At 63.8% G+C, this 18,666-nt stretch carries 16 protein-coding genes; 7 read left to right on the top strand and 9 right to left on the bottom strand.

Going from position 1 to position 18,666, the window contains the following annotated elements; all coding sequences use genetic code 11:
- Positions 1-48: 48 nt before the first annotated feature.
- From MKZ40_RS10450 to glyQ, 5 genes are all read right to left on the bottom strand, one after another.
- Positions 49-978, bottom strand: coding sequence for an alpha/beta fold hydrolase (locus MKZ40_RS10450; protein WP_175088927.1), 930 nt, complete (start codon positions 976-978; stop codon positions 49-51).
- 155 nt (positions 979-1,133) lie between these two features.
- Positions 1,134-1,646, bottom strand: a complete 513-nt coding sequence (luxS, locus tag MKZ40_RS10445; protein ID WP_175088928.1) for an S-ribosylhomocysteine lyase — start codon at positions 1,644-1,646, stop codon at positions 1,134-1,136.
- Positions 1,647-1,783: 137 nt separating this feature from the next.
- Positions 1,784-2,413: a D-glycero-beta-D-manno-heptose 1,7-bisphosphate 7-phosphatase gene (gene gmhB / locus MKZ40_RS10440; protein ID WP_175088929.1), complete on the bottom strand. Its 630-nt coding sequence runs from the start codon at positions 2,411-2,413 to the stop codon at positions 1,784-1,786.
- Positions 2,414-2,789: 376 nt separating this feature from the next.
- Positions 2,790-4,859 (bottom strand): glycine--tRNA ligase subunit beta, encoded by a 2,070-nt coding sequence (glyS, locus tag MKZ40_RS10435; protein WP_175088930.1) that lies wholly within the window; start codon positions 4,857-4,859, stop codon positions 2,790-2,792.
- A 2-nt stretch (positions 4,860-4,861) separates the two neighbouring features.
- Positions 4,862-5,818, bottom strand: coding sequence for a glycine--tRNA ligase subunit alpha (gene glyQ / locus MKZ40_RS10430; protein WP_107335756.1), 957 nt, complete (start codon positions 5,816-5,818; stop codon positions 4,862-4,864).
- A gap of 169 nt (positions 5,819-5,987) precedes the next feature.
- Between glyQ and rfaD the strand changes: the two genes are divergently transcribed.
- The 3 genes from rfaD to MKZ40_RS10415 all read left to right on the top strand — a co-directional run bounded on the left by rfaD (position 5,988) and on the right by MKZ40_RS10415 (position 8,989).
- On the top strand, positions 5,988-6,944 hold the full coding sequence (rfaD, locus tag MKZ40_RS10425; protein WP_175088931.1) for an ADP-glyceromanno-heptose 6-epimerase: 957 nt from the start codon (positions 5,988-5,990) through the stop codon (positions 6,942-6,944).
- Positions 6,945-7,061: 117 nt separating this feature from the next.
- Positions 7,062-8,081 carry a lipopolysaccharide heptosyltransferase II gene (gene waaF / locus MKZ40_RS10420; RefSeq protein ID WP_175088932.1) on the top strand — a complete coding sequence of 340 codons (1,020 nt, stop codon included), beginning with the start codon at positions 7,062-7,064 and terminating at the stop codon, positions 8,079-8,081.
- Entirely contained in the window at positions 8,078-8,989 is a 912-nt protein-coding gene (locus MKZ40_RS10415; protein WP_175088933.1) for a hypothetical protein, read from the top strand. The genes waaF and MKZ40_RS10415 overlap by 4 nt, the downstream gene beginning before the upstream one ends.
- A gap of 148 nt (positions 8,990-9,137) precedes the next feature.
- Here MKZ40_RS10415 and MKZ40_RS10410 read toward each other — a convergent pair whose 3' ends face one another.
- The 3 genes from MKZ40_RS10410 to MKZ40_RS10400 form a co-directional block, all read right to left on the bottom strand.
- Positions 9,138-10,271, bottom strand: a complete 1,134-nt coding sequence (locus tag MKZ40_RS10410; protein WP_175088934.1) for a glycosyltransferase family 4 protein — start codon at positions 10,269-10,271, stop codon at positions 9,138-9,140.
- Between the two features lie 2 nt (positions 10,272-10,273).
- Positions 10,274-11,119 (bottom strand): glycosyltransferase family 2 protein, encoded by an 846-nt coding sequence (locus MKZ40_RS10405; RefSeq protein ID WP_175088935.1) that lies wholly within the window; start codon positions 11,117-11,119, stop codon positions 10,274-10,276.
- Positions 11,120-11,321: 202 nt separating this feature from the next.
- The gene (locus MKZ40_RS10400; protein WP_348994697.1) at positions 11,322-12,104 is read right to left on the bottom strand and encodes a 3-deoxy-D-manno-octulosonic acid kinase; all 783 of its coding nucleotides are present in this window, start codon (positions 12,102-12,104) and stop codon (positions 11,322-11,324) included.
- A gap of 4 nt (positions 12,105-12,108) precedes the next feature.
- Here MKZ40_RS10400 and MKZ40_RS10395 point away from each other — a divergent pair, with 4 nt between their 5' ends.
- From MKZ40_RS10395 to waaA, 3 genes are read left to right on the top strand one after another with little or no spacing between them, the layout of a single operon-like run.
- Positions 12,109-13,272 (top strand): glycosyltransferase family 9 protein, encoded by a 1,164-nt coding sequence (locus MKZ40_RS10395; protein ID WP_175088937.1) that lies wholly within the window; start codon positions 12,109-12,111, stop codon positions 13,270-13,272.
- Positions 13,272-14,702, top strand: a complete 1,431-nt coding sequence (gene hldE, locus MKZ40_RS10390; RefSeq protein ID WP_175088938.1) for a bifunctional D-glycero-beta-D-manno-heptose-7-phosphate kinase/D-glycero-beta-D-manno-heptose 1-phosphate adenylyltransferase HldE — start codon at positions 13,272-13,274, stop codon at positions 14,700-14,702. The genes MKZ40_RS10395 and hldE overlap by 1 nt, the downstream gene beginning before the upstream one ends.
- 2 nt (positions 14,703-14,704) lie before the next feature.
- A complete protein-coding gene (gene waaA / locus MKZ40_RS10385; RefSeq protein ID WP_175088939.1) occupies positions 14,705-16,027 on the top strand; it encodes a lipid IV(A) 3-deoxy-D-manno-octulosonic acid transferase in 1,323 nt (440 codons plus the stop codon).
- Between the two features lie 149 nt (positions 16,028-16,176).
- Here waaA and MKZ40_RS10380 read toward each other — a convergent pair whose 3' ends face one another.
- Positions 16,177-16,953, bottom strand: coding sequence for a DeoR/GlpR family DNA-binding transcription regulator (locus MKZ40_RS10380; RefSeq protein WP_175088940.1), 777 nt, complete (start codon positions 16,951-16,953; stop codon positions 16,177-16,179).
- Between the two features lie 319 nt (positions 16,954-17,272).
- Between MKZ40_RS10380 and MKZ40_RS10375 the strand changes: the two genes are divergently transcribed.
- The gene (locus MKZ40_RS10375; RefSeq protein WP_043331634.1) at positions 17,273-18,541 is read left to right on the top strand and encodes a NupC/NupG family nucleoside CNT transporter; all 1,269 of its coding nucleotides are present in this window, start codon (positions 17,273-17,275) and stop codon (positions 18,539-18,541) included.
- Positions 18,542-18,666 lie beyond the last annotated feature (125 nt).

The raw sequence follows: 18,666 nt of genomic DNA, 5'->3' as shown, positions 1-18,666 counted from the left end.
TGCAATCATTAACAAGGATGACAGTGCGGGACAGGGCTTGGCTCAGTCTCAGCCGGCGCGTTGCTCGTTCAGCCAGGCGATGATTCGCTCTGCCGTGATAAAGGCTGTCGCAAGCCCCAGGTGATTGATCGTCTCGAGGATTTCCACCTGCGCCACGGGATGGTGGGGTTGCAGACATTGGGCAAGACGTTCGGCATGAAATGCCTCGTCATGCTCGCCGATCAGCGCCATCACTGGCACCTGATGATGGGCGAGCGCCTTGAGGTCACCTTGATAGTCGCGAGGATTGAGGCCCGTCATCAGGCGCCACGAGTAGGCGTCGGTGGTATGTGCATCGCGGTACTCTGGTGGGATACTGAAGCCAAGCACCTCAATATGATCCAGGCGATGGATGCCGAGCCGGTTCAGGAGTGCGCAGGCCAGCATCCGCGCGATGCGTGGCTGTGCCCAGCGTGAATCACGTCGCATGTTGGGTGCGAGGTGATGCAGGTACGGCGCCAGCAGTATCACGCCGTGCAACGGAATATCGGCACGCTGGTGCTGACAGACAGCGGCCGAGAAGCGCAGTGCCAGGCCGCCTCCGGCAGAGTGACCAGCGACGATGACCCTGGCATCGGCTGGTAACTCGAGCGACAGGATCAGGTCCTCGAGATCTTCCTCGAGCTGGAGCAGGTGGTCGATGTCGCCACGTCGTTGTGGAGCTGGGCCGTGGCCGCGCAAGTCCGGCGTATGCACATGATGGCCGGCCTTAGCCAGGCGCGTTGCCAGCGATGCGAGATAACGGCTGTCAGCACTGGAGCCATGCAGCAGGATGAGGTGTGAGCGGCTCCCTGACATGCCTGCTGCGGGATAATGGCGACAGCCCAGGCTACTGTCATCGCGGCAGCGGTAGGGGACGAGTTCATTCGGCGCTGACCACGCTTCCTTGTCTGCCAGGAAGGTCGTGAAATCAAAGGCATGGCTGCTGGAATCTGGCATTGGCTACACTCGCTCGGAGGCCACGTCATGAAAAAAGCCCGCTATCTGAACCGGTCAGATAGCGGGCTTTTTCGTTCAAGTGCTCGGCGCACTCGACAGGCTGATCAAGCCCGGTACCTCAAGGCTCGATGTTTCAAGGCTTGCTGCCTCAAGACTCAGTGCGCCTGATTGAGGAAGCCTTCATCCAGCTTCAGCTCGTCATTGCGGTTGACGCCGATATCGCGGGACAGGATGTTGCTGGCGATCTGCTTGGCTTCTTCCAGAGAGTGCATCTGTGCGGTGCCGCACTGATAGATGTTGAGCTCCGGAATCTCTTCCTGACGCGCCACGTTGAGCACGTCCTGCATGGCAGCAGACCAGGCTGCGGCAACGCGAGCTTCTTCCGGTTCACCGATCAGGCTCATGTAGAAGCCGGTACGGCAACCCATCGGTGAGATATCGATGATCTCGACATCATCACCGTTGAGATGCTCGCGCATGAAGCCGGCAAACAGGTGCTCGAGGGTGTGAATGCCTTTCTCGGAGAGAATCTCTTCATTCGGCACGCAGAAGCGCAGGTCGAAGACGGTGATGTTGTCGCCTTTCGGGGTGCCCATCTTCTTGGCCACGCGCACGGCAGGCGCCTTCATGATGGTGTGATCGACAGTGAAGCTATCCAGCAGTGGCATGTGAAGCCTCCAGCATGAGGAAGTGAGACAGGCAGGCAGTTGCCCGCCCGGATTCATGTCTGAAGGGTAGCATATCGCCGCTGTTGATTAGAGAGGCAAGCGCGCCGTGCGCAGGGTTCTCGCCGGGCAGGCGCGCCTCACAGATAGCTTTCGGCAGCGGCTTCACAGCTCACGCAGCGGCGCTGGGACTTTCCCGGCTCACCATCCGATATGGGGTGGTTGAGCTCACCATCGAGCAGGCGGTTGGTGAAGTCGGCCAGGTTGGCCACTACCAGCACGTCCTTGAGGCCCTCGCCATCTGCCAGCGTCTTCTGGCCCTTGCCGGTCATCACCAGCGCGGCGTGACAGCCGGCCTTCTGGCCCGCGATGAGGTCACGCAGGCTGTCGCCCAGCATCCAGGCTCCTTCAAAGTCGGGAATCTGCAGGGCATCCTGGATCTGGTGGAGCAGGCCGGGTTCGGGCTTGCGGCAATCGCAGCCGTCGTCCGGGCCATGCGGGCAGTACGCAATGTGAGCGATATCGCCACCGGCTTCCTTCACCAGCTGCATCATCTTGGTGTGCATCTGGTCGAGTTCGCGGTGGCCGAAATGGCCACGGGCGATGCCGGACTGATTGGTCGCCACGGCCACGGTATAGCCAGCGCGAGTCAGACGGGCGATGGCCTGGATGGAAGTGGGGTATTCGATCCACTCCTCGGCGTTCTTGACGAAGGCATCGGAGTCTTCATTGATGACACCATCACGGTCGAGCACGATCAGTTTTTGCATGGTCAACTCTTCACTTCAGGGCAGTCAGGGGCGTCAGCCGGGCTGCTTGTCAGGGGTCGCCGCTTTGCCTGGGAAATTGTGAGCCGAGTCACAAGATGACGCTCGCACGTGGGGATGGGCAAATGGCGCCGAGTGCTCGAAGTGCGTGGTGCGACAGGCTGCCGCGCTTTTCGAACACTGTTTCTATACTGGAATACTAGTGCGACCTAGGTAGGGGATCAAGGCAGAAATTGTGACATCGCTGCCGTGTTGCGTGAAATCCTGTCACGCAACACGGCATTTCAGGACCCCGGATACAAAAGAACCCCGCCGTGGCGGGGTTCTTTTGCAGAGGCTGCGGTTCAACGATGTCAGGGACACCGTGGATCGGCAGATCTCATTGGGTCAGCAGACTGATGTCGGCCACACCCATGAACAGGCCTTGCAGACTCGCCAGCATCGCCAGACGATTGGCACGCACGGCGGCATCGTCGGAATTGACCATCACCTGATCGAAGAAGGCATCGACCGGTTCGCGCAGGCTGGCCAGTGCATCGAGGGCCTCCTGGTAGCGCGCCGCTTCGAACAGTGGTGCCACTTCCGCGCCACGTGCCGTCAGGGCGTCTGCCAGTGCCTGCTCGGCCGGCTCGCTCAACAGGCTTGCGTCCACTTCGGTGCGACCATCGTGCTCGGCCTTGGCGAGGATGTTGGAGACTCGCTTGTTGGCTGCCGCCAGAGCAGCGGCTTCCGGGCGTTCGCCGAAGGCGTGCACGGCACGCAGACGCCGCGCGAAGTCCAGCGGGTTGCTGATCTTCAGGGTACGCACGGCCAGGTACAGCTCGGCACCCATGCCTTCGTCGCTGGCCCAGGCGCGGAAGCGATCGAGCATGTACTCGAGCACGTCCTCGACCAGTCCTTCGGCCTTGGGCAGATCACGATGCTGCTCGGCGCTGACGGTCAGCAGCTCGCGCAGGTCGAGGTCCAGCTCACCCTTGATCAGGATGTTGAGCACCCCGATGGTGGCGCGACGCAGCGCGAACGGGTCCTTGGCGCCGGTCGGACGCTGACCGATACCGAAGATGCCGGTCAGGGTGTCGAGACGGTCGGCCAGGGCAATCGCCATGCCGGCCTTGGTCGTGGGGATCGCATCGCCGGCGAAGCGCGGCAGATACTGTTCTTCCAGCGCGAGAGCGACGGTGGCATCTTCGCCATCGTGACGGGCGTAGTAGTGGCCCATGATGCCCTGCAGTTCCGGGAACTCCAGCACCATCTCGGTGACCAGGTCGGTCTTGGCCAGCTGTGCAGCACGTGCGGCGTGGTCGACATCGGCGCCGATGCGTTCCGCGATGTGACGTGCCACGGCTTCGCTGCGACGGGCCTTCTCGGCCATGCTGCCCAGCTTCTGCTGGAAGACGACGCTCTCGAGCTTCTCGCGACGCGATTCCAGCGTGCTGCGCAGGTCGGTCTCGTAGAAGAAGGCGGCGTCGCCCAGACGCGGACGAATCACCTTCTCGTTACCGGAGATGACCTGTTGCGGGTCCTTGCTCTCGATATTGGAGATGGTGATGAAGGCCGGCTTGAGCTTGCCGTCATTGTCCAGCAGGTGGAAGTACTTCTGATTGGCCTTCATGGAGGAGATCAGACACTCCGCCGGCACTTCCAGGAAGCGCTCGTCGAAGGTACCCGTCAGTGCCACCGGCCATTCCACGAGGCCGTTGACCTCGTTGAGCAGGGCTTCCTCGATGACGGCGTTGGCACCATAGACTTCCGCCTCGGCTTGGACCTGTTCGCGGATACGCTCACGACGCACCTCACGGTTGGCCAGCACGCGGGCACCTTCCAGCGCGTCGAGGTAGTCCTCGGCGTGCGCCAGCGTGATGGCCTGCGGCGCATGGAAGCGGTGACCGAAAGTGGTACGACCGGAGTCGAGGCCGAGCACGCTGGCCTCGATCACTTCGCTGCCGTAGAGCGCGACCAGCCAATGCACCGGACGCGAGAACTCGATGCGTGAGGCACCCCAGCGCATGTTCTTCGGCACCGGCAGGCGAGCCACTACCTGCTCCAGCATGGCCGGCAGCAGGGCGGAGAGGTGCTCGCCCGGCTGGGTGTAACGATAGCCGAGCCAGGTGCCCTTGTCGGTTTCCAGCTCGATCAGGTCACTGACTTCGACACCGCAGGAGCGGGCGAAGCCCTGCACCGCGCGAGTCGGTTCGCCATCCTTGAAGGCGGCGGCCTTGGCCGGTCCGCGCTTCTCGATCTCGCGGTCCGGCTGGCGCTCGGCCAGGGATTCGATCATCACCGCCAGACGACGCGGTGTGGCGTAGGCACGTACCTGACCGAAGGCGACTTCGGCGTCGCGCAGGCCCTCGGCAAGGCCGTTGGCGAGGCTGTCAGCGAGTGCGTCGATGGCGCCCGGCGGCAGTTCTTCGCAGCCCAGTTCGATCAACAGGGTATTCACGGAGGCCATGCTTACGCGTCTCCCTCGGTAGTGGTGTCATCGGCGGCGAGCAGCTCATCACGCAGCGCCTGCGGGGCCAGCGGGAAGCCGGCGGCCTTGCGCGAATCGTAATAGGCGTGGGCCACATCACGGGCGAGAGTGCGCACGCGCAGGATGTAGCGCTGACGCTCGGTGACGGAGATGGCGTGGCGCGCATCCAGCAGGTTGAAGGTATGCGATGCCTTCAGGACCTGCTCGTAGGCCGGCAGCGGCAGGTTGGCGGTCAGCAGCTTCTGGCACTCGCTCTCGCAGTGATCGAAGGCAGCGAACAGCTCCGGCACGGCAGCGTGCTCGAAGTTGTAGGCCGACTGCTCCTTCTCGTTCTGCAGGAAGACGTCGCCATAGGTCACGACGGAGCCGTCCGGCGCGGTGGTCCAGATCAGGTCGTAGACGCTGTCCACGTCCTGCAGGTACATCGCGATGCGCTCGAGGCCGTAGGTCAGCTCGCCGGTGACCGGGAAGCATTCGATGCCACCTGCCTGCTGGAAGTAGGTGAACTGGGTCACTTCCATGCCGTTGAGCCACATTTCCCAGCCGAGGCCCCAGGCGCCCAGCGTCGGAGATTCCCAGTTGTCCTCGACGAAACGGATGTCGTGGACCAGCGGGTCGATGCCCAGACGCTCCAGCGAGCCCAGATAGAGCTCCTGCAGGTTGGCCGGTGACGGCTTCATCACCACCTGGAACTGATAATAGTGCTGCAGGCGATTGGGGTTTTCGCCGTAGCGGCCGTCGGTGGGACGGCGGGAAGGCTGCACGTAGGCAGCGTTCCAGGTTTCAGGACCGATGGAACGCAGGAAGGTCGCCGGGTGGAAAGTCCCCGCGCCAACCTCCATATCCAATGGTTGCAGGATGATGCAACCCTGTTCGGCCCAGTATTGCTGCAGGGCCAGAATCAGGCCCTGGAAGGTTTTCACGTCTGGCTGTGTCATTGGTGAAGCCCGTTGGCCCATGAATTCGAGAACTGCCGAGTATACAATCCCCGCTTATCGGGTTATAGGCCGCAGACGAAACCGAGTGCGTGCCATTTCCAAATTCTGATGTGTCGCGTTCCTGAACGCGCGCGTTGCCTACAAGCCTCTAGAGGCTCTGGGAGCTCAAATGATCGTCGTTACCGGAGGCGCCGGTTTCATCGGTGCCAATATCGTCAAGGCACTCAATGACCGCGGCCGTACCGATATCCTGGTGGTGGATGACCTGAGTGACGGCACCAAGTTCGTCAATCTGGCGGACCTGACCATCGCCGATTACCTCGACAAGGACGACTTCCTGATTCGTGTCCAGTCGAGCCTGATGGGCGAGTATGCCGAGTTGCCGAAGATCGAGGCGATCTTCCATGAAGGTGCCTGCTCGGATACCACCGAGTGGGACGGCCAGTTCATGCTCGAGAACAACTTCGAGTACTCCAAGGTGCTGCTCAACTTCTGCGAAGCGAACCGGATTCCCTTCCTCTACGCGAGCTCCGCGGCGACCTACGGCGACAGCCAGGTCTTCAAGGAAACGCCAGAGTTCGAAGGTCCGCTCAACGTCTACGGCTACTCCAAGCTGCTGTTCGATCAGCACGTGCGCCAGCGCTGGGACAGCCTGACCACCCAGGTCGTCGGCTTCCGCTATTTCAATGTCTACGGCCCGCGTGAGCAGCACAAGGGCAAGATGGCCAGCGTTGCCTATCACCATCACACCCAGGTGAAGGCGGGCGAGAACCCCAAGCTGTTCGGTGCCTACGATGGCTTTGAAGCCGGCATGCAGAGCCGTGACTTCGTCTATGTCGGTGATGTGGTCGACGTGAACCTGTGGTTCCTCGATCACCCGGAAGCCTCCGGCATCTTCAATCTGGGTACCGGCCGCGCCGAGCCGTTCAAGGCGATCGCCGAGACCGTCATCGAGTACTACGAGAAGGGCGAGATCGAGTACATCGACTTCCCGGAAAACCTCAAGGGCCGCTACCAGAGCTTCACGCGTGCCGACATCGGCAAGCTGCGCAAGGCCGGCTGCAACGTCGAATTCAAGACCGTTGCCCAGGGCACCCGCGCCTATCTCGAATGGCTGAATCGCTGAGTTCGAGCACGTATGGACTGAGCACGGGTGGACTGAGTGCGAGCGCCTGCCTCGCAAGGGTGACGAGGCAGGGCAAGCGCACCCGCAAGGAGGATTGGCCGTGAAGAGGAGCAAGGCATGAGTGAGCGCATTCTGGTGGTCGGGCCCAGCTGGGTCGGCGACATGGTGATGGCGCAGAGCCTGTTCATGACGCTGAAGCAGCGCTCGCCCGGCTGCCGGATCAGTGTGCTGGCGCCCGCCTGGTCGCAGCCGATCATCGAGCGCATGCCCGAGGTCGAGGAGGTACTGGCGCTGCCGGCGGGGCATGGTGACTTTGCTCTCAAGGCGCGCTGGCAGCTCGGGCGTTCGCTGCGAGGGCGCTTCGACCGCGCCATCGTGTTGCCGCGCTCGTGGAAGTCAGCGCTGGTACCGTTCTTCGCGCGCATTCCAGTGCGCGTCGGCTTCACTGGTGAGCAGCGCTACGGCCTGCTCACCGAGTGCCGCAAGCTCGACAAGTCGGTGCTCGATCAGACCGTCAAGCGCTTCACGTCGCTGGGCCTGCCCGTTGAGGAGGCCAATCCGCCAGTGGGCATTCCGGAGCCCGCTCTGGTCACCGACAGCGCCAATCAGTTGCGCTTGCGCGGCGAGTTGGGGCTGATGGCGCCGCCAGCGCCCATCATCGGCATGATGCCGGGGGCGGAGTATGGCCCGGCCAAGCAGTGGCCACTGGCGCACTTTCGCGCGCTTGCCGAGTCATTGACTCGCCAGGGGGCCGAGGTGCGCATCTTCGGTGGCCCCAAGGATGTCGCGGCGGGGGAGGAGATCGCCCAGGGGCTTGCGGGCGTTCATAACCTGTGTGGCAAGACGCGGCTGGCGGATGCGGTGGACCTGATCGCCGAGTGTCGGGAAGTGGTCAGCAATGATTCCGGCCTGATGCATGTCGCGGCCGCGGTAGGGGCCCGTATTCAGGGCATCTACGGCTCCTCGTCGCCGCATTACACACCACCGCTGACGGCCAATCGCGAGATCCACTGGCTGGCGCTGGAGTGTTCCCCCTGTTTCAAGCGCGTCTGTCCGCTGGGGCATACCAATTGTCTGAACCATATTGCTCCCGAGCGTCTGTTGACGGCGATCTCGCTGGATGAGGATGCGCGGTGAACCTGCCGAGAAACCGCACGACGGATGATCTGATCCACCCGCGCATGCGCGGGGCAATGCAGCGTGCTCAGCGGATAGAGGCGCTGCGTGCCTGGTGCGAGCACCACCTGATTCTGCCGTTCAGTCGTTGCTGGTTGATGCGTTGGAAACGCCAGCGTGCACGCCATCAGTCCCTTGAGCGCCGTGGCCTGCCGCGTCATGCGCTGGAAGACGTGATGGGGCATGAGGCGTTGACGGTCTGGGTCAATCCGCGTGAGCTGGTGCGTGACGTCAACTTCGGGCGTGACAAGCGCAACCGGCCTTCCTCCAACGCCTTCATCTGGAATGGCGACTGGGACCTGCGGCGCGGTGCCTTCCGCTTCGGTTCACGCTCGCGTCTTATGCGGGACTTGATCGAGCATGGCGATGACCTGACGGTGACGGAGCGCTATCAGCACTTGAAGGCCTTGCTGGATGCAGGCAAGCCGTGGTCGTCACCGCGTGATGGGCTATTGATGGACAGCGAAGAGAAGATTCTCGGCTATCTGCGTTGTTATCGCGGTTATCTGCAGGACATGGCCGCCAATGGCTTCCGCCAGGGCATCACCAAGGACGAGATGGGCGTCGCGGTGACGCGCGATGGCCGTCTGCTCAAGATCAATCGTGGCCTGCATCGCCTGGCGATGGCGCAACAGGTTGGTGTACCCAGCGTGCCTGTCGTCATCAAGGCGGTGCACCGCGAGTTCTGGGACAGGGTGACCGCCGGTGCCGAAGGCGATGAGGCTCTGCAGCGTCTGCAGGCTGTGCTGCAAGAGTGTCGTCCCGAAAGCGAGCCCGGCCCGCTGGACCCCAGAACCTATCCCGTGCTGGGTGTGGACGAAGGCTGGCCGGATCTCCGCGGTCTGGAGGACGGTGACTCGCGCGCTTGAGCTGCTGACCTGCTGTCTGGAAAAGCGAAAAAAGCCCTGTTTCATTGTGATGTTTCACATGAAACAGGGCTTTTTTCGTTCTCTAGCCGGGTGATGGGTGCCTGCATGATAGGTGCTTGTGGGCCAGGTGTCTGGGATGAAAAGCGGTCTAGCGTGCCAGCCGTTGATAAAGCCCCAGATAGGCCTCGCCCATGGCGCTGGGAGTGAAGCGTGCCAGATGCGCCCGTGCCCCCTCGACCAGTCGCTCCCGACGTGGTGCATCAGCGACGAGTGCCTCGATGGCGGCAGCCAATGCCTGTGCATCGCCGGTGGGCACCAGCACGCCGGTGCTGTCGTCATGCACGATATCGGGGATGCCATCCACATCGCTTGCGATGATCGGTACACCGTGATCCATCACGTCGAGCAGAATCGAGCCGAGGCCCTCATTGCGTGATGGAAAGGCGAACAGATCGAAGGCTTCCAGATAGTCGCCGACATTGGTGTGGAAGCCTTCCCAGACCAGATTGTCGAGATCGGCACTTTCCGCCTTGAAGGCCGCTTCGTCCTCGCCGGCACCCAGGCAGACGAAGAGCAGCTGCGGGTGGCTGTCGCGCAGCCTGCGGGCCGCCTCGATCAGCACTCGCTGGCCCTTGTGGCGGTCCACCAGTGCGCCGACATGCCCGATGACGATGCGCCCCCCCGCGGACGTATTACCGAAGCGCTGGCGTAGCTCGGCCACGGCTTGCTTGTCGCTGGGCAGGTGGGCGAGAGTGCTGGGGATCAACGCCGTCTCACCCCATTGGCGCTCCCGCAGGTGAGATTCGATCACCGACGAAATCGCCACCCGGCAGGCGGCCGCACGATAGGTCAGGCGATTGAACGGCTTGTCCTTCACCGGCTGGGGCACCCGGCGTGTCAGCAGGTAAGGCGTGCCGGTGAGGCGCTGATGCAGCCATGCCCAGTGCACGGCCTTGGCTTCATGAGCATGCACGATATCGGCGCGGGGCTGGCCGAGATGGCCCTTGAAGCGTCCGCTGACCTCGATCACGTCCACCGTGACGGCCAGCTCAAGCGCCGCCAGTTCGCTGATCAAGGGCGAGCCCTGCAGGCACACCAGTGACTGGCGGATCGGCGCGCCGGCTTCCCCGTCTTTCCCCGGGCTTGCGCGTCGCGCCAGGTCCGCGATCAGGTTGAGCGTCTGGCGCTCACCGCCGCGAAAGCCGCGTGCCAGATTGACATGGCGTACGTGAAGCGGGCGCGTCACACCTCGCGCGGCAGTCGGCTCACAGCTAGAGGTCATGGTCACCATACCTTGTTGAAATCTTCGGCCTCACGCACCTTGGCGTCGCGCTGGAATTCCAGCAGCTTGGCGTATTTCAGGTAGGCATTGACGCTGGCCGACAGCGCCACCGAGAAGCCATCGACGCCATCGCGGAAGCCGGCCTGGAAGACGAACTTGCGCATGAAGGCATTGCTGGCATGTAGGAAGGGAGTCAAGGCGTTGGCGCGTTTTCCCTTCTGATACATGATCTTGGCGGCGCGGTTCGAGAAACGGCCACTGGCCTTGACGAACAGTTCACCGAGATTGGCGAAGCTGTAATGCTCGAGATCGGCGTCCAGCTCGCAGGGATGGTTGGCCTGCACCGAGCTGTGCTGACGCGAATCGCGGAAGGCGAGTTTCTCGCGGTCATACAGGCGCAGGCAGTAATCGGGATACCAGCCGGCATGCCGTACCCAGCGCGAGCCGATGAAGTTGCGACGGCGCAGCGCGAAGCCATCGTGAGGCGTGCTGTCGAGTGCCAGTGCCCGGATGGCGCTGACGGCGCCGTCGGTCAGGCGCTCATCGGCGTCCAGTGACAGCACCCAGCGGTGGCTGGCATGGCTCGGCCCGACATTCTTCTGCGGCCCGTCGCCCAGGTAGGGTTGATCGATCACCACGGCGCCCATGTCGCGCGCCAGCTCGCAGGTGGCATCGGTGGAGCCGGAGTCCACCACGATCAACTCATCGCAGACCTGGGCCAGCGAGCGCAGGCAGTCCTCGATGTTGTGGGCTTCATTGAGGGTGATGACGCAGCCGGTGATGGGCACCGCAGTGCGCAGCTTGCCATCGGGTGAAGGGGCGGCCGAGGCCTCGTCGCTCGTGTTCATGACGGTCTCTGTCTTGAGAGCGCCTGCAGCACGACGGGGTGTGGCAGGCGCCGATGGGACGCAGTGGCAGGCTCGCCTGGGCGAAGCGTCTGCCGACGATTCATGTCGCTATCGTACACCGCATGGCCGACGATGCCTTGCCGGGCGGTGTTCTGAAGTGCCGATCGGAAGCGCCATGCGTGAAGGGGCAGTCCTGGTCGGCTCAGGCTTGATAGGCGCTGCGGATGCGTGCCAGGCACGCCGCATGATGTGTCGGGGTGAAGCGGGCCAGCGAGCGGCCCAGGCGGGAGAGGTTGCTTTCGCGCCAGCGTGCATCCCAGGGAGTCTTGGCATGCAGCTGGCAGCGATCTAGATCGATCACGTAGACGCGTCCGCGTTCATCGATCAGTAGGTTGCGTGCGTTGAGATCGACATGCTCAAGCCCCGCGTCATGCACGGCACGGATGGCGTGGCCAGCCGTATCGAGCAGGCGGAGCAAGGTGTCGGGCAGCTCGGCCCCGGCAGGCAGGCGCTGTGCTTCGAGGGCGATCAGGTCATCGGCGAAGGCGCGTGCGCCGGGAATCAGCACCGTGATCAGGGCGGCCTCGTAGGTCAGGCCATGCCGCCACACGCAGGCGCCGACGGGCTCTGGCACCGGCAGCCCCTGGCGATACAGACGCTCCGTCAGGCGCAGTTCGGCGAAGGCGCGGGTACGCTCAAGGCCGGTATAGAGGTAGCGCTGACTGGCGAGCTTCGCGATCAGGCCGCCGCGACGATAGGGGCGCAGTGCCCAGCGGCGAGCCGGTGTCGCGGTGGTATTGGCGGGTTGCAGCTCGGCTGGCAAACGACAGACATCAAGGAACAGACTCGCCCCGCGCCCCGGCGCTTCGCCGGTCACGGCGTCGTGTTCACGCCAGAACGATGGCATGAACCAGTCCGGCGTCATTTGTGGCGCTGTTTCGCCATCATATAGAATGTGGGCATTCTCATTTCGGAAAACTGCCATCCGCATGAAGCATCCTCTCCCTGCCCAGCCCGCACATATCTGCGTGCTCCGGCTCTCCGCTCTCGGCGATGTCTGCAATCTTGTGCCAACGGTACGCGCCTTGCAGCGTCAGTGGCCTGAGGCCCGCATTACCTGGATCGTCGGCAAGGGGGAGCACAGTCTACTGTCCGGCCTGACCGGGGTCGAGTTCGTGGTCTACGACAAGTCCACCGGTCTTGCGGGCATGCGTGCCATCTGGCGACAGCTCAAGGACACGCACTTCGATGTGCTGCTGCACATGCAGCAGGCGCTGCGCGCCAGTGCGCTGTCGCTGGGCCTCAAGGCCAAGGTGCGCATCGGTTACGATCGTGCGCGCGCCAAGGACTGGCAGTACCTCTTTACCACCCATCAGCTGGCCCCGCGAGAGCGCGCCCACGTGCTGGAGTCGTTCATGGACTTCGCGCGTACGCTGGGTGTCGAGGACTGCCGCCTCGACTGGCGGCTCGATGTGCCGTCCGAGGCCTACACCGAAGCCGCACGCGTCACCGGCGAGGCGCCGTATCTGATCATCAGCCCGTGTGCCAATCCGCGACTGCGCAACTTCCGCAACTGGTCGCCGGAAGGCTATGCGGCGGTCGTCGATCATGCCTGGCAGCAATATGGCATCCGCAGCGTGATGACCGGTGGCGGCAGCCCGCAGGAGCGTGAAATGGGCGCACGCATCAAGGCGCTGGTCAGCGAAGGCGCGGTCATCGATGCCATCGGTGGCACCTCGCTCAAGGGCCTGCTGGCGATGATCGATCGCGCAGTGGCGGTGATCGCGCCGGATTCCGGCCCGGTGCACATGGGCAATGCGCTCAACACTCCGGTGATCGGCCTGTACGCCACCACCAATCCCGAGCGTGCGGCGCCGTACTGCTGGCAGCATCTGGTGGTCAATCGCTATCCGGACGCCGTGAAGACCTATCTTCACAAGCAGATGGACGAGATCAACTGGGGCCAGCGCGTGCGCCATCAGGACGCCATGAGCCTGATCCGCGCCGAGGATGTCATCGCGCGTCTCGCTGAGCTGCTGGCGGACACCGATGGCGTCATTCGCGGCCAGAGCTGCGAACGTCTGCCGGTCGCGGCTGTCTCCTCTACGGATACCTCTTCTTCCCAATCCCCCTCTGCACGCGGAGACGCCTGATGAAGCTTGATCTGACTGCGCTTGAACAGGCTCGCCTGCTGGTCGTGGGTGATGTGATGCTCGACCGCTACTGGCACGGTGGCACCTCACGCATCTCGCCGGAAGCGCCGGTACCGGTGGTACGAGTCGGCGAGAGCGAAGACCGCCCCGGCGGTGCTGCCAACGTCGCGCTCAACATCGCCTCGCTCGGCGCACACGCCACCCTGGCCGGTGTCGTCGGTCAGGATGACAACGCCGCCATCCTTACCCGCGCATTGGAAAACGCCAATGTCATCACGCGCTTTCAGGCCAGTCACAGCGTGCCGACCATCACCAAGCTGCGCGTGATGAGCCGCAACCAGCAGCTGCTGCGCCTCGATTTCGAGGAGCCGCTGCACGAGGTGGATACCAGCGCGCTGGTGAGCCAGGTCGAGGACGAACTGGGCGCCAGTGGCGTGATGATTCTCTCCGACTACGGCAAGGGCTCGCTGAATCAGGTCGAGGCGCTGATCGCCGCCGCGCGTGCGGCGGGCAAGCGTGTGCTGGTCGACCCCAAGGGCAGTGATTTCTCGCGCTATCGCGGCGCCAGCATCATCACCCCCAACCTGACCGAGTTCGAGACCATCGTCGGGCCGTGCCGCAGCGATGAGGAACTGGCCGAGAAGGGCGAGGCGCTGCGTGCCGAGCTCGAGCTGGAAGCCCTGCTGGTGACCCGCAGCGAAAAGGGCATGACCCTGATCCGCGAGGGCTATCAGCCGCTGCACCTGCCGACGCATGCGCGTGAGGTCTACGACGTCACCGGTGCCGGCGATACCGTGATCGGTGTGCTGGGTCTGGCGCTGGCGGCCGGTCACGCCTTCCCGGAAGCCGTGATGCTGGCCAACCTGGCCGCGGGTCTGGTGGTTGCCAAGCCGGGTACCGCGACCCTGTCGGTGGCGGAGCTCTACACCGCACTGCACGGCGACAAGCTGGCGGAATTCGGCGTGATCCAGGAAGCGGCGCTCATCCCGGCAGTCAAGGCCGCCCAGGCACGCGGCGAGCGCGTGGTGATGACCAATGGCTGCTTCGATATCCTGCATGCTGGTCACGTGGCCTACCTGCAGGAAGCGGCGCGCCATGGCGATCGCCTGATCGTGGCCGTCAACGACGACGGCTCGGTAGCACGCCTCAAGGGGCCGACACGCCCGATCAACCCGGTGCTGCGGCGCATGCAGGTGCTGGCGGGCCTCGGCGCGGTCGCTTGGGTGGTGCCCTTCAGCGAAGACACCCCGGCACGTCTGATCGAAGCCGTGCTGCCGGATGTGCTGGTCAAGGGCGGCGACTATCGCCCCGAAGAGATCGCCGGGGGAGAGGCGGTGATCGCCAATGGCGGTGAAGTCCGTGTGCTCGGGTTCGAGGATGGCGTCTCCACCACCGCGATGATCGCCACCATTCTCGATCGCGAGGACTAGGCGTGAGCCTTGCCCGTGGCCTTTACAGCACCGCGCTGACCTTGCTGTCGCCCCTCATCTGGCAGCGGGTCTGGCGCGAGCACGATGCCCAGCACCCGCGCCTGGAGCGGCTGGGTATCATCCCCTCCACGCCGAACACTACGCCCGACAGTGAGCGCCCCATCTGGCTGCACGCCGCCTCGCTGGGCGAGGTGGTGATGGTGGCGAGTCTTGTCGAGGCGCTGCGTCAGCGCTACCCACGGCGCCCGCTGGTGCTGACGACCATGACGGCCACCGGTGCTGCGCAGGCCGCACGTCTGCTGCACACCCCGCAGGGCTCGTCGGAGCATGCCCCAGCCCGACACCATTACCTGCCGCTGGATTTCCCGTTGAGCGCGCGGCGCTTCGTGCGCCGGCTGCGTCCGGCGCTAGCGATCATGGTGGAAACCGAGCTGTGGCCCAACCTGATGGCCGCCTGCGCGCGGGATGGCATTGCGCTGTGCGTCATCAATGGCCGCCTGTCACCGCGCGCCTTCCAGCGCTATCGCAGGATCAGCGCCCTGATGCGCGACAGCCTCGCCCACGTCAGTGGTCTGTCGGCCAAGTCGCAGCAGGATCTGGAGCGTTTCATGGCGCTCGGCCTGCCGCCAGCGCGCGGCACGGCCGTCGGCTCGCTCAAGTTCGAACTGGACATTGCTGAACAGGTCGTTGCCGACGGACAGGCGCTGCGCCAGTCATTCGCGCAGCGGCCGGTATGGATCGCAGCCTCGACGCATGACGGCGAGGACGGCCAGATGCTCGCGGCGCATGCCGTGGTACGTGACCAGCATCCTCAAGCCTTGCTGCTGTTGGTGCCACGCCATCCCCAGCGCTTCGAGGCAGTGGCCGCTCAGGCGGCGCAGTGGTGTCAGGCGCGCGGCGAGAGCAGCCTGCGGCGCAGTGACATGTCAGAGAGCGGCACCGACGTGGCTGATGCCGTATCGGTACTGGTCGGTGACAGTCTCGGGGAATTGCTGACGCTGTATGCGGCCAGTGATATCGCCTTCATCGGCGGCAGTCTGGTACCCATCGGCGGGCACAACCTGCTCGAGCCTGCTGCGTTGGGGCTGCCACTGCTGAGTGGCCCATCGCTGGACAACTTCAGCGAGATTGCCGAGGCGATGGCCGCGGAAGGCGCGCTCCAGGTCGTCGCGGATGACGCGGCATTGGCCGAAGCGGTGAATGCGCTGTTCTCGGATCAGGCCGCGCAGCAGATGGCAGGCCTGGCGGCCAGTCAGGTCGTGGCGCGCAATCGTGGCGCGCTGAGCGGCACCTTGGCGATGCTCGAGCACCACCTGCCGCTGTGACGTCCCCGCGCACGCTAAGTGTGCATTGACTGTCTGGTCAGACAGAAAACGCCGCACAATCGTGCGGCGGTTATTCTATGAATCCAGGTGTTTGGCATTGGTCTGGCGCTGCGAGTGGCCTGGCTCCTTCCTGCAAGGCAATCAGCTGCTCAGCAGTCGACAAGCTCGGCCGTCACGCCCATTTCTGCCTCCAGCGCTCCCAGACAATCACGTGCGGCGGGGCTGGCATTGCTGATCACCACATCAAAGTCACTCAGTGGGGCGATGAAGGCGGGGCGCACCATCTCGAACTTGCGCGCATCGACGATCAAGAAGCGCTGCATCGCGCTTTCCAGCGCGGCCTGCTTGGCCGCGACCTCATGGAAATGGAAGCAGCTGACGCCTCGCTCGGCATGTACTCCGCCCGCCGAGAGAAAGGCCTTGTTGATGCCGAGACGGCGGATGGCCTCCGGCATGTCGGTGGCGGTGAATGACTGCGTGGCCGGGTGAAAAAGGCCCCCCAGCATCACCAGCCGCACCCCGGGCAGATGGCCGACCGCATTGGCCACATTCAGGGCGCAGGTCACCAGGGTCAGCGTCTGCTGGCGGTCGATGGCGGCCGCCAGATGGACCAGCGTGGTGCCGCAATCCACGTACAGGGTGTCGCCATCCTCGATATGATTGGCCAGTTGCTGGCACAGCGCTTGCTTGATCGGGGCGCTGGCGTCGATCTCGCGATCCAGGCGATAGACGCTGCCGGCGGATGAATCGACCAGCAACAGGCGGCCTCCCAGAATTTCCAGCAGTCCGTTGCTGTGCGCCACGTCGCGACGAATGGTCATCTCCGAGACGGCGCATAGCTGTGCGGCGTCGCTCAGTTGCAGAGGGCTGCCTTCGCGCAGAATGGCCTGCAGGCGGTCGAGTCGGGCGGCGCTGTGATTGTTCATGCGGCTTTTGTCCTTTGGTGCCGGTTCCGATGAGGGAGCGTTGGCGAAAAACTGGGCTGAAGCGCCACGTCCCACGTCAGAAGCAGATGATAAACCACTGACACACAGGGAGAACCTCAAAAATGCCCCTGTCATTGCCAGTCTGGCACTGGAAGACAAGTGGGCGTGAGGTAAAACGGACGTATTGACTATTTGGTCAGGCTGTGACTTTTTGAACATGGTGAGAATGCAGGATAACACTGCACGACGTTGAGAACGGGTCGTCGCAGCCCTGCACGCAGCACTCATAACAACCACAAGAACCCTCAGGATCTTCCCAATGAATCCCCTCATGAGTCTCGTCGGGATGGCTTCGCTCATCCTCATTGCCGTGGCGCTGTCGTCGAATCGACGCGCCATTCGCCTGCGTACCGTGGGTGGTGCCTTTGCCATCCAGCTGGCCATCGGCGCCTTCGTGCTCTACACCTCCTTCGGCCAGGGAGTGCTGGCCGGTGTCTCCGGTGCCGTCAGCCAGGTGGTCAACTATGCCGATCAGGGCATCAACTTCCTGTTTGGCAGCCTGGCCAATCCGGGCAGTGGTGTCGGCTTCATCTTCGCGGTCAAGGTGTTGCCGATCATCATCTTCTTCTCGTCGCTGATCGCGGTGCTCTACTACCTCGGCATCATGCAGTGGGTGATTCGCCTGCTGGGTGGCGGCCTGCAGCGTGTGCTGGGCACGTCACGTACCGAGTCACTCTCGGCCACGGCCAACATCTTCGTCGGTCAGACCGAGGCGCCGCTGGTGGTCAAGCCGTATCTGGCCAGCATGACGCGCTCCGAGCTGTTCGCCGTGATGTGCGGTGGCCTGGCCTCCGTCGCCGGTTCGGTGCTGGGCGGCTATGCGGCGCTGGGCATTCCGATGGAATATCTGGTGGCAGCATCGTTCATGGCCGCACCCGGCGGACTGCTGTTCGCCAAGTTGCTGTTCCCGGAGACAGAGAAGCCGGACGACTCGATCGCTCTCGCCGATGCCGCCCTCAAGGATGATGATGCGCCTTCCAATGTGCTGGACGCCGCGGCCTCCGGGGCGTCTTCCGGCCTCAAGCTGGCGGCCAATGTCGGGGCGATGCTGCTGGCCTTCATCGCGCTGATCGGCCTGATCAACGGCATTCTCGGCGGCGTGGGTGGCTGGTTCGGCATGGACACGCTGAGTCTCGACATGATTCTCGGCTGGTTGTTCGCGCCGCTGGCCTTCCTGCTGGGCGTGCCGTGGAGCGAGGCGACCCTGGCGGGTTCCTTCATCGGCCAGAAGCTGGTGGTGAACGAGTTCGTCGCCTACATCAATCTGGCGCCCTACCTCAGCGGTGACAGCATCGTCGCGGCCACTGGCGCGGTAATGACGCCCTACACCATGGCAGTGCTGTCCTTCGCGCTGTGCGGCTTCGCCAATCTGTCGTCGATCGCCATCCTGCTGGGGGGGCTGGGCAGCCTGGCACCGACACGCCGTCATGAGATCGCAAGCCTGGGGCTCAAGGCGGTACTCGCCGGCACGCTGTCCAATCTGATGTCGGCGGCGATTGCCGGTTTCTTCCTGGCGCTGGCGGCCTGATGCATTCCTCGCTCTCCGCCCGGTCAGTCGACGGAAGCCATCCTGCCGGCATGCGCCGGGCGGCAAGCGAGGAAACATCGGGACGTCATCTCGGGAAAGCCGGGGGTGACAAGCTGCCTGGCGAG

Origin of the sequence: Cobetia sp. BMC6 (assembly GCF_029991385.1) — a bacterium.
Classification (GTDB): Bacteria; Pseudomonadota; Gammaproteobacteria; order Pseudomonadales; family Halomonadaceae; genus Cobetia.
Note: the sequence above shows the minus strand (reverse complement) of the source record. Positions and strands in the feature narration are given on the sequence as shown.

What these genes read in the sequence shown, in the direction of transcription:
- MKZ40_RS10450 (WP_175088927.1), bottom strand. Translation starts at nt 978, where the DNA reads ATGCCAGATTCCAGCAGCCATGCCTTTGATTTCACGACCTTCCTGGCA.
- luxS (WP_175088928.1), bottom strand. Translation starts at nt 1,646, where the DNA reads ATGCCACTGCTGGATAGCTTCACTGTCGATCACACCATCATGAAGGCG.
- gmhB (WP_175088929.1), bottom strand. Translation starts at nt 2,413, where the DNA reads ATGCAAAAACTGATCGTGCTCGACCGTGATGGTGTCATCAATGAAGAC.
- glyS (WP_175088930.1), bottom strand. Translation starts at nt 4,859, where the DNA reads ATGGCCTCCGTGAATACCCTGTTGATCGAACTGGGCTGCGAAGAACTG.
- glyQ (WP_107335756.1), bottom strand. Translation starts at nt 5,818, where the DNA reads ATGACACAGCCAGACGTGAAAACCTTCCAGGGCCTGATTCTGGCCCTG.
- rfaD (WP_175088931.1), top strand. Translation starts at nt 5,988, where the DNA reads ATGATCGTCGTTACCGGAGGCGCCGGTTTCATCGGTGCCAATATCGTC.
- waaF (WP_175088932.1), top strand. Translation starts at nt 7,062, where the DNA reads ATGAGTGAGCGCATTCTGGTGGTCGGGCCCAGCTGGGTCGGCGACATG.
- MKZ40_RS10410 (WP_175088934.1), bottom strand. Translation starts at nt 10,271, where the DNA reads ATGACCTCTAGCTGTGAGCCGACTGCCGCGCGAGGTGTGACGCGCCCG.
- MKZ40_RS10405 (WP_175088935.1), bottom strand. Translation starts at nt 11,119, where the DNA reads ATGAACACGAGCGACGAGGCCTCGGCCGCCCCTTCACCCGATGGCAAG.
- MKZ40_RS10400 (WP_348994697.1), bottom strand. Translation starts at nt 12,104, where the DNA reads ATGGCAGTTTTCCGAAATGAGAATGCCCACATTCTATATGATGGCGAA.
- MKZ40_RS10395 (WP_175088937.1), top strand. Translation starts at nt 12,109, where the DNA reads ATGAAGCATCCTCTCCCTGCCCAGCCCGCACATATCTGCGTGCTCCGG.
- hldE (WP_175088938.1), top strand. Translation starts at nt 13,272, where the DNA reads ATGAAGCTTGATCTGACTGCGCTTGAACAGGCTCGCCTGCTGGTCGTG.
- MKZ40_RS10380 (WP_175088940.1), bottom strand. Translation starts at nt 16,953, where the DNA reads ATGAACAATCACAGCGCCGCCCGACTCGACCGCCTGCAGGCCATTCTG.
- MKZ40_RS10375 (WP_043331634.1), top strand. Translation starts at nt 17,273, where the DNA reads ATGAATCCCCTCATGAGTCTCGTCGGGATGGCTTCGCTCATCCTCATT.